Here is a 10,125-nt window from a genome sequence, read left to right as displayed (position 1 = left end):
ACTTACGATCGCGCCCCAGCAATGTCGGCATCGATAGTTACCGATACGGTGTTAGCCGCGATCGCCAAACAGCAATACGCGCTAATTGTTGTTAATTATGCTAACCCAGATATGGTGGGGCATACAGGTAAAATGGAGCCGACGATTCACGCGATCGAAACTGTCGATAATTGTCTGGGTAAGTTACTCGAAGGCGTGGGTAAAGTTGGCGGGACGACACTAATTACCGCCGATCATGGTAATGCTGAATATATGTGCGACGAACGGGGCAATCCGTGGACGGCACATACCACCAGCCAAGTACCATTAATTTTAGTCGAAGGCGAAGGTCGCAAACTCCCCGGACACGGCACCGATGTCACGCTCCGCGACGATGGTAAGCTAGCCGATTTAGCACCGACGATTTTAGAGATTCTCCAAATTCCCCAGCCTGTGGAAATGACTGGTAAATCGATAATTGTACCGACGCTAGTTGAATTTCAACCCACTCGATCGCCAATGCGCGTAGGGGTGTAAGATGGCGATCCTGGGCGAATGGGTAAATTTACTCATTTGTCCGTCCCTGGGGACTTCTAACCGTTGGCGTACTTCTCCTGATGGAGACGCTACGCTACGACTTCGCTCAGCACGAGTAGGCTCTCTGCAAGAGAATCGCCGCCATCCCGATTTAAGAAGAATCGAGATACAATAGATCGATGACTATTTAAGATTTAAGTTTGTTGAATGAATACTGCTAATATTATTGAGATTATTTGGTGTATATCGGCATTTGGCTTAACAGCTATGGTGCTACTCCACAGCCCCAAAGGTGATGGAATCGGGGGAATTGGCGGTCAAGCTCAGTTATTTAGCAGCACCAAAAGTGCCGAAAGCAGCCTCAATCGGGTGACGTGGGGTCTGTTTTTAGTATTCATCACACTCACAATTATTCTCAGTTTACCAAACACTGGTGCTGTCGTTCCCCCAGTGGTATCTCCTCCAGTATTGCCATAACAGGCTGCACATTTTTCATTTCCATGTGCTGTTACAAACCCGACTTTTCCAAAAAGTCGGGTTTGTGTCTTAGCCAGGATCGCGAATGCTATACATCCCAATTCCTATCAACCAGCCGCGCGAAGGGGTGCGAGAATTTCGCCGTAGAGATTTTCGATGCGATCGACATTACCTTTAAGAGTATAGGTACTTAATACCCGTTGGCGCGCCGATTTGCCCAACGTTTCCCGCCAGGCAGTATGTTCGCGCAGAAGTGGCAGAATCGTTCTCAGTTGCCCAGATACACCTTGAGTATTAATAACCACACCCGCGCCGCCAGCAATCACCGAAGCATCCGCGCCTGCGTCGGTTGCCACACAGGCAATTCCACACGACATTGCTTCTAATAAAGACAGCGAAAGACCTTCAACCAAAGAAGGAAGAATAAAGACATCTGCACCGCGCAAAATCTCAATCCGGCGCGCGTCGTCTCTAATTGCCCCCAGCCAAATTACACCATGTTCGCTATTATAAAATGGCTCCAGATTGGGTCTATTCGGCCCATCGCCCACGAGTAAAAGCTTGCAACCATAGTTGCTCATATTGCAGTATTTCCAAGCCTTGAGCAGCGATTCAACGTTCTTTTCTGTCGAAATTCGACCCTGATAGACATAAATTTGCCTAGCGTTAAATTCGGCTTTAATGTTGCTCGTACCTGGGGTATATTTCTGTTCGTCAACACCATTGGGAATGACGATAATTCGCTCTTTAGGTACGCCGAGTTTGACTAATAAATCTTGCTGTTCTTCACAGAAAATAATCGTTCGATCGTATCTGGCTAAAAATGGTGCATATAGTTGATAGGCAAGTAATTGAGTAGTCGAAGTCACATTTCGCCGTTTCCCATCGTAAGGCGTATGAAATGTAGAAATTAGCGGTAAATCTAGCTCTTGACAAATTTCTGGGAGCAAAAAGTCTAATGGTGACAAACTCAAAGAAGCATGAACTATGTCTGGTTTCCTGCGGCGTAACGATCGTTCGAGTACCCGTTTTGCCCTAATCGTGGGGATCGTAAATACTTGAGACTTGTATAAAAAAGGTAGTGGTACTTCATCGCCATCAGCTTTAGTGTCAGCAAAATGCATAAAACTGACCTTATGCCCGCGATTAGTTAGAGCGGTGGTAATTTCTCGACTATAGGTAACATTGCCACAAAAGGGCGTTTTTTTTCCCAGCCACGCGATATGCATTTTTCGTTAAATCGATTCAGTACTCAGTAAACTCGGATATTTAAAAATTAAACATTTAGTAATTCTTAAATATACCAGTAAAATCTACCAGACCGATAGAGGCAATATGACAGCTCGCCCTCTGTCATAAGCAAGAGGATCGGGGATCGGGGATCGGGAATCGGGAATAACAACTTAAAGAACGATCCTGACAGATGGGCTAGCAGAATCGCCATGCAGCAGCATCCTCAATCACTGAGAGTGTGGGGTAACTCTAGGGGAATACTGCCTAAGATGCCCTTACGAAAATCATTGAGAATTAGATGAGAAGTGCGTTCTAAGTCGCCGCGATACTTTTCATTAGCGAGGTGGTGGAGATATTCTTCGCCGCTGAGAGTTATGGGAATCGAACCGTATCTGGCATTCAAACCTTCGACATAGCCTAACTCCTGACATAATTCAATGAAGGCTGCTGCCATACTTTGGCGATCGTAGCCAGCTTCCCCAATATCATCGCAGATTGCTAGCTTCACCGCTGCGTCTTGGTCGTTTAACCGTCCGGGAATGATTCCGGGTGCATCTAATAACTCTAATTGGTCGGAAATTCGCACCCATCGCAGTGCTCTAGTTACGCCCGCCCGTCTGGCACTTTCGACTACCCGCTTATTGAGCAACCGATTGATTAGGGCTGATTTACCCACATTCGGAAACCCAATCACCACCGCCCGCACCGGACGCGGCAACATCCCCCGTTCTTTACGTTTTTGATTGATGGCTACTCCTACCGATTGAGCAGCTTTAGAGATGGCGATGACACCCGTACCCTGTTGAGCATTAGCAAAAAATGGCTGTTCGCCCTGCGAGACAAACCATTCCGTCCACAATTCTCGCACTGTCGGCGGAATCATATCGACCCGATTTAAAATTAGTAATTTATGTTTGTTACCAATCCAGGTTGCGAGTAACGGGTGGTAAGTAGCAAAAGGAATCCGCGCATCGCGCACTTCTAGCACCACATCAACTTTTTTTACCTGTTCTTGAAGTTGGCGTTCGGCTTTGGCGATATGTCCGGGATACCATTGAATCGCAGGCATTGGCATGATAAACAGTTCTCACATTATTCAGTTACCAGTTTAACCGCTCGGATCGAACTTAATATGAGTGGATAGTGAATAGGGGATAGGGAATAGGGAATAGGGGTTAGAGCAGATCGAGATTTTGTAAATATTTTATCAATCTGGCTATAAAACGATCGACCTTATTTAATACTATAGGGCTAGGGTATCTGGCAATTTTTGCCAAAGAATCGCCCGATTTCACAGATCTTCGATCGAATCTGAATTTATAAATCTAATTAAGATAATTTTATTAAAATGACACAACAAACAGTTGTAATTACTGGAGCCTCTTCGGGTGTAGGCTTGTATACTGCCAAAGCGATGGCAAAACGGGGCTGGCATGTGGTAATGGCATGTCGGGATCTGGCTAAAACCGAGACAGCCGCTCAATCTGTCGGCATGTCGCTCGATAGTTATAGTATTCTGCATATCGATTTGGGTTCTTTAGAGAGCGTTCGCAAATTTGTGTCGGATTTTAGAGCTACAGGTAAATCGTTAGACGCATTAGTCTGCAATGCGGCGGTGTATTTACCCCTGCTCAAAGAGCCGCTGCGATCGCCAGAAGGCTACGAAATCAGTGTTGCGACCAATCATTTCGGTCATTTCCTGCTGTCTAATCTGCTCCTAGACGACTTAAAAGCGTCATCGGCACCAGAGAAACGTTTAATTATTTTAGGCACCGTTACAGCCAATTCTAAGGAGTTAGGCGGTAAGATTCCAATTCCTGCACCTGCGGATTTAGGCGATTTGCAAGGATTGGCGGCAGGATTTAAAGATCCCATTTCGATGATTGATGGCAAGCCATTTAAGGCAGGAAAGGCGTACAAGGATAGTAAATTGTGTAATATGATGACGAGTCGCGAGTTACACCGTCGCTATCACGAGCCGACGGGAATCGTGTTTAATACGCTCTATCCCGGTTGTGTTGCCGATACACCGCTATTTCGCAATAGTTATCCATTATTTCAAAAGATTTTCCCGTGGTTCCAAAAGAATATTACTGGGGGTTATGTGAGTCAGGATCTAGCGGGGGAACGGGTGGCACAAGTGGTTGCCGATCCTGAGTTTCACCAGTCTGGAGTACATTGGAGTTGGGGTAATCGTCAACAAGCAGGGCGCGAGGGCTTCGTACAGGAGTTGTCGGATAAAGCTAGCGACGATAAAGCCGTAAAAATGTGGGAGTTGAGTGAGAAATTAGTCGGGTTGGGGTAATTTATGCTGGTGCTAATTAGTCGATTCGATTATCTAGCACTATCGATCTAAATTACGGTTGTTCTAATTGAGCGAGCGATCTAAGTAGGTATGTGCAATTTCTTATAAAATAAGTTAGGCCTGAAACCTGGATGCTGGGCATTGCCCACCCTACGAGATATCTAGATTACTGCGGTTAAAAAAAGATCTCTGACAGTTAATTAAAACCCTTAAATTTATGTCGTCAATATCAGCCATGCCGAGCATTCTAGTCAACTTAGGTGCCAACAGTTATGAAATCTCGATCGCGTCTGGAAATCTCGATCGATTGGGCACAACATGTCGCACCCTTGGCAGTAATCGGTCGCAGAGCATCGCCTCTACTCTACCGCCAGTGACTGCCGCTCCACTGGGAAACAAAGTAATGGTGGTATCGAACAAGACGGTATTCGACTTTTATGGCGATCGTGCGATCCGCTCTCTCACAGCAGCCAAATTTGAAGTATCCGAGTGCTTGTTAGACGACGGCGAACAATTTAAGACGCTCGAATCGCTTCAGCAGATCTACGATTGTGCGCTGGAGAATGGCTTGGAACGCTCTTCAACACTGGTCGCTTTGGGTGGTGGGGTGATTGGTGATATGACAGGTTTTGCAGCGGCTACCTGGCTGCGCGGCATCAACGTGGTGCAGGTACCGACGACACTACTGGCGATGGTCGATTCTTCCATCGGTGGTAAAACTGGTGTCAATCATCCTCTGGGGAAAAATTTAATCGGTGCGTTTCATCAACCGCGCTTAGTACTTACCGATCCGCAAGTCCTAGACACACTTCCAGAGCGCGAATTTCGGGCGGGGATGGCGGAGGTCATCAAATATGGAATTATTGGAGATCGAGAGTTATTCGAGCAATTAGCAGCAGCCACTAGCCTCCAACAGCGCATCGATCCCGAACTCTTGATGACTATTTTAACGCGCTCTGCCAAAGCCAAGGCAGATGTGGTAAGTAAAGACGAGCATGAAACCCTCGGATTGCGGGCAACATTAAATTACGGGCATACAATCGGGCACGCGATCGAGAGTGTGACTCAATATAAAATAGTCAATCATGGTGAAGCAGTCGCGATGGGGATGGTAGCTGCCGGACAACTGGCGGTGCAGCTCAAACTATGGACACAAGCAGAGGTACAACGCCAAAATGATGTAATTACCAAGGCAGGCTTATCAACACGACTACCAGATAGCATCAATAATCTAGATGACATCATTGTCGCTCTCCAACGGGATAAAAAAGTTAAAGCAGGTCGAGGCGTATTTATCCTGCCTACGAAGATCGGCGAAACTCAGACAATTGGTTACGAACCCACTAGTTCTGATGTCAATCTGGTTTCAGATCTGCTCATTAAGCAGGTCTTAGAATCGATGGTGCCAACTGGCAATAATTGATGAATATTTGTTAATTTTTTTGAGTTTAAAAACCTTGCCAGCAGTTAACAAAAACTTGTGAATTACTATCGATCGTCAATTGAGGACATGGTGTTAAATAGCCGATGCTCGTTTGGCGAAGATCGATTCTTTGAAGGACGGGCGAACTAGAAACGATCGCGACAGTCGCAGGTTGCAATTGCCCTGAAGTCGAAATTTGATAAGCTCCGAAGGGGAGATCGGCAAACTCATAACTACCATCGGGTTTGGTGATTGTCGATCGACGATTTGGGATAGTTGGGGGTGGACGATCTCCAGTAATTGTCGATAGTTGAATGGCGATAACTTCGACATTGGCGCGGGGTTTACCCATTGAGTCAGAAACTATTCCCGTCACAGTATAAATCGGCATTAAGGGAATTGAGACGGTAGTATAACTGCCCAATGCTACATTAACACGCATGGCGGTAACTGGCTTACCAGTCGCATCGGTCATGGCATTTCGCCAGTGAGGTGGCAGGCGTGCAGAATTGAGATCGAGTCGATAACTTCCGGGTGGACTTCTAATTTCGACTCGGTTGGCTAATTGAGTGGTTTGACTGGGATTGAGGGCTTTATTATCGAGGGTAACTAATTCAGAATTCCAGTAACTTTCTTCACCAGGATCTTGCTTGCCATTACCATTGCGATCGAAAAATAGTTGAATGGCAATTCCGCCACGGGTACGCAACTCTTCTACTCGCGTATTAGTCACACTTCCACCCTGGAAATCGAGAGTAGATTGAATTTCGAGCGAAAAGTTCTCGCGATTGGTAAAAGCAGAAATCCCCTGATATCTACCCATTAATTGTAAGCCAGGAGCTAAGGTTACGCCGATACCTGCGTTGGCTCCGCGACCGAAGCCGCTCCAACCATAGCCTAGTTCGGATTGAAATAATGTAGACTGATACCGCCAGATTAATTGACTTAAAGTAGTCGGGGCACCTGCATAAGTCGATTGATAATTGACGACGAGATTGTGAGCAGTTCCCGTCGCAACAGGGATGCGATAGCTAACTTCGGAATTAAGACTAATTTCATTTCCTTGCAGTCCGATTTGCCAATTATTCTGGTTGTGGTTGGCACTCCACCGTAAAAAAGATTTACTATCGAAAGTTCCTTGAATGTTACTACTGCTATTGGGAGCCACACTAAAATTATAGCTACCGCCGATCGCTACACCCGACAAACTATCATACTTACTAGTTGCCGTAAATTGCGGTGTCAATAGCCAGTTAAGTGCGGCGCGGCTAGAAAATTTATCGCTACTAAAATTGGCATTAAAATTGCCAGTCGGTTGATAATTAAGGTTACTGACAATATCCCATCGATCGCCAGTTACTGCCGAAACCGAAGCCTGAAGGGGTATGCCTGTAGGTTGCCAAAATACCTCGCTCGATCCGCGCACCGCTAACGGATCGGCAATTACACCGCCACCTACAGTCAACGATTCGCTAATCCCCCGCCGATAAGCTACCCCACCCTGCAAACCGTCGAATTGACCGACAAATTCGTTCGTCCCCCGATTATAATTTACCCCCGCAGAGGCAATCAACGCCCCCGCACCGACGGGTAATTGACCGGGAACCGTCGTAAATGTCACATCGCGTACCTGCGGATCGGCGGTAAGTTGACCGTTAGGATACAGCAACAGCCGATAATTACTCCCAAACTCACCATCGTTACTGACAATTACATTCTCGAACCGAAATACCCCCGAACTATCGACTAATAACTGTCCGACAACATTAGTCGTAAACCCCCGCACCAATCGTACCACCGTACCGGGCTGCGCTTGACCGATGACCGTGCGCCCCAGCCGACTCGATTGTAAGCGATCGTTCGGCAAAAAATCGCCCCCCGCCAAGGATGTCGGCGGTGTAAAATCTTGCCGCTGAATTGTCGTAATCCCCCAATATGCACCTGTCGGGTTCCCCTGTCTGCGCCAAAATGGACTCTGAGAACCCGCAATCCAGTCAGATGTATTACTTTGGTTGATGACTACTGCATCGCTCAAGCCCCAAGTCAACAGGTTGGCGAGTTTGGGCTGATCTACACGCAAATACCAACTCGAACCCAATACCGTCCCGACGGCTTTAAATTCACCCTGAGTATTGAGCTGATTATTAGTCGAACCGCTGAGATTGATTCGCTCCTGTACGGCACTAATACTAGCCGTAGGCGGGTCGATCGCAACTAATCCTGTCAAACTAACAGGTGCTTCCTTGACCACGGGTTGAGGGCGATCTTTGGGCAAAGTATAACTAAATTTGAGCGCGATCTCGCCAGCCGCTTTGTCAAATTCAATTTTTAGCCCTGGCAATTTCTGGAGTTCGCCAATACTAATCACCTTGCCTAGCTGCGGGTGAGATTGCCATTGGTGCGGTTTCAATCTGACTTGCAAGTATGGCGATGTCAGTTCGATTTCGCCAGTGGGAAGCTGTTTTTGTTGAATCTCTAATCGTTTGAGCATATCATCAAAAGGAAGCAGCCATCGTGAATAATCGATCGGCTGTTTTCGCGCAGAATCGATCGATCCAATAATCTCGATTTGCTGCGATGGTAGATTATTAACACTCGCTTTAATCCGATCGATCTTCAAGATCTGCCGATCGATCTCTGGAGCTAAATCTTTAGCCACTGGTGGTGGTATTGCTTGCACGTCGAGCGATAGCATCTGTCCTGACAATCCGCACCAGAACACAGCTTGAGCTAGCAGCTCGGTATTTTTACCAAGATTTTTCCAATAAAATCCCAAAGTCGATCGCCAGTGGTAGTCAACACATTATTAGCTCGATCTTATCAGATTTTTCGACACTCAAAATTACAGGCTTTAGGCTTTAGGTTTTAGGTTTTAGGTTTTAGGTTTTAGGGAAGAAGGGGAAAGGGAAGAAGGGGAAAGGGGAAAGGCAATTGTACTCCTTACTTCTTACTCCTTACTCCCTCCGTCAAGCCACCCCAACCGGATCGAGCCAGACTAACATTTTCTCCTTGAGCTGGTGCAAATCTCGCTGAACTTCTTGTTTGATCCATTGCCCGATCGCATCAAAAGGCGTAAAAGCTTGCGAATTTAATTGCCACTGAAAATCTTGTCCTAATGGTGTAAGATGGCTACCGCCGAGCGTCTGCGTCGAGACTGTATTTGGGAAAATTTTAGTTAAAGTTTGACCCAAAGTATAAGACTGATCGAGCGTATCGTTGCTAAATTTAATAATTAGATTGCGCGGTACATCATAATAACCAGCAACCAAATCGAGAGTTTCTTGGGGATTGGGTGAGAATTCCATATTAAACTCCGACGGCATTTGCCCTATTAATGGCACCGCGTCACGAGCAGAAAAATTATTAAATGAAATTAAAATATTGCCAGCACGGTTGACATCATACATGCTGCCGACTAAAAGCTGGAGCTTACAACCCATACTATGCCCGACTCCATACACTGGCAATCGATCGGGCAAATATTTGCGTCGTTGTAATAGTGCTAATGTGTCTTCAAAACTGTTATAAACTTCACTAGCGATCGCCCGATGATCGAAGGTATTAATAAATGATGTTGCGATCGTCGCATAACCTTGTTTTCCCAATTCTTCTAACAATAGTCGGTAAGTCAAATGTGGAGCCGCAGCGACAAATGCCCCACCTAAAAAATGGATAACAGCACGCGGCTGACGCGGAATATAGACCCAATTACCAGAAATTTCTTGCCAATCCATTATGCTTAGGTGTTAGGTTTTCGGGGAGATGGGAGATCGGAGATGGGAGATTTTGGATTTTGCGACTTAGAATCTTCGTTGGAGAGGCAAAGCAGGAAACGCGCGGAGAGTAGAGAAGCATGTGTTTCAGTCAAGACAGCGGCTCGCGTTTTCGCTCCGAGACGCTTCCCACACTCCCATCTCCCATCTCCGAACTCCCATCTCATCTAAAAGTAGCCAAAAAAGCTATCGTAGTCGAGATCGCCATCTTCGTTGTTAAAGGGATTGCGATTTTCGCCAGTTGGTGCGCGATTGGCGAATTCATTGGGCGTGCGATCGTCGCTCCAGCCCCACCACGCAGTACCACATTCACATAGATAAAATTCTTGCCACTTGCGTTTGCGATTTTCGACAAATACCGGAGAACGACGATCGATCCAAGCGGCTGTGGCTGCGGT

Annotated in this window: 8 protein-coding genes and 1 pseudogene; 4 read left to right on the top strand and 5 right to left on the bottom strand. The window is 46.5% G+C overall.

Annotated features, from left to right (window positions below; genetic code table 11):
* Positions 1-516, top strand: a 516-nt coding sequence (locus tag Q0R35_RS14565; protein ID WP_295619684.1) for an alkaline phosphatase family protein, incomplete at its 5' end; no start/stop codon positions are given.
* A 207-nt stretch (positions 517-723) separates the two neighbouring features.
* The gene (gene secG, locus Q0R35_RS14560; protein WP_295619681.1) at positions 724-993 is read left to right on the top strand and encodes a preprotein translocase subunit SecG; all 270 of its coding nucleotides are present in this window, start codon (positions 724-726) and stop codon (positions 991-993) included.
* A gap of 107 nt (positions 994-1,100) precedes the next feature.
* Here the strand turns inward: secG and Q0R35_RS14555 are convergent, their stop codons facing one another.
* Together Q0R35_RS14555 and ylqF are read right to left on the bottom strand one after the other, a co-directional pair.
* Positions 1,101-2,222: a glycosyltransferase family 4 protein gene (locus Q0R35_RS14555; RefSeq protein WP_295619678.1), complete on the bottom strand. Its 1,122-nt coding sequence runs from the start codon at positions 2,220-2,222 to the stop codon at positions 1,101-1,103.
* Positions 2,223-2,449: 227 nt separating this feature from the next.
* On the bottom strand, positions 2,450-3,301 hold the full coding sequence (ylqF, locus tag Q0R35_RS14550) for a ribosome biogenesis GTPase YlqF (RefSeq protein ID WP_295619674.1): 852 nt from the start codon (positions 3,299-3,301) through the stop codon (positions 2,450-2,452).
* Between the two features lie 273 nt (positions 3,302-3,574).
* Here ylqF and Q0R35_RS14545 point away from each other — a divergent pair, with 273 nt between their 5' ends.
* Positions 3,575-4,531 (top strand): protochlorophyllide reductase, encoded by a 957-nt coding sequence (locus Q0R35_RS14545; protein WP_295619671.1) that lies wholly within the window; start codon positions 3,575-3,577, stop codon positions 4,529-4,531.
* Positions 4,532-4,766: 235 nt separating this feature from the next.
* On the top strand, positions 4,767-5,954 hold the full coding sequence (aroB, locus tag Q0R35_RS14540) for a 3-dehydroquinate synthase (RefSeq protein ID WP_295619687.1): 1,188 nt from the start codon (positions 4,767-4,769) through the stop codon (positions 5,952-5,954).
* A 25-nt stretch (positions 5,955-5,979) separates the two neighbouring features.
* Here the strand turns inward: aroB and Q0R35_RS14535 are convergent, their stop codons facing one another.
* The 3 genes and pseudogenes from Q0R35_RS14535 to Q0R35_RS14525 form a co-directional block, all read right to left on the bottom strand.
* Positions 5,980-8,730: a carboxypeptidase-like regulatory domain-containing protein gene (locus Q0R35_RS14535; protein WP_295619668.1), complete on the bottom strand. Its 2,751-nt coding sequence runs from the start codon at positions 8,728-8,730 to the stop codon at positions 5,980-5,982.
* A 190-nt stretch (positions 8,731-8,920) separates the two neighbouring features.
* Positions 8,921-9,688, bottom strand: a complete 768-nt coding sequence (locus tag Q0R35_RS14530) for a DUF1350 family protein (protein ID WP_295619665.1) — start codon at positions 9,686-9,688, stop codon at positions 8,921-8,923.
* Between the two features lie 206 nt (positions 9,689-9,894).
* Positions 9,895-10,125, bottom strand: a pseudogene (locus tag Q0R35_RS14525) (hypothetical protein); the annotation flags it as partial.

This window comes from Chamaesiphon sp. GL140_3_metabinner_50 (assembly GCF_025361915.1).
Classification (GTDB): Bacteria; Cyanobacteriota; Cyanobacteriia; order Cyanobacteriales; family Chamaesiphonaceae; genus Chamaesiphon.
Note: the sequence above shows the minus strand (reverse complement) of the source record. Positions and strands in the feature narration are given on the sequence as shown.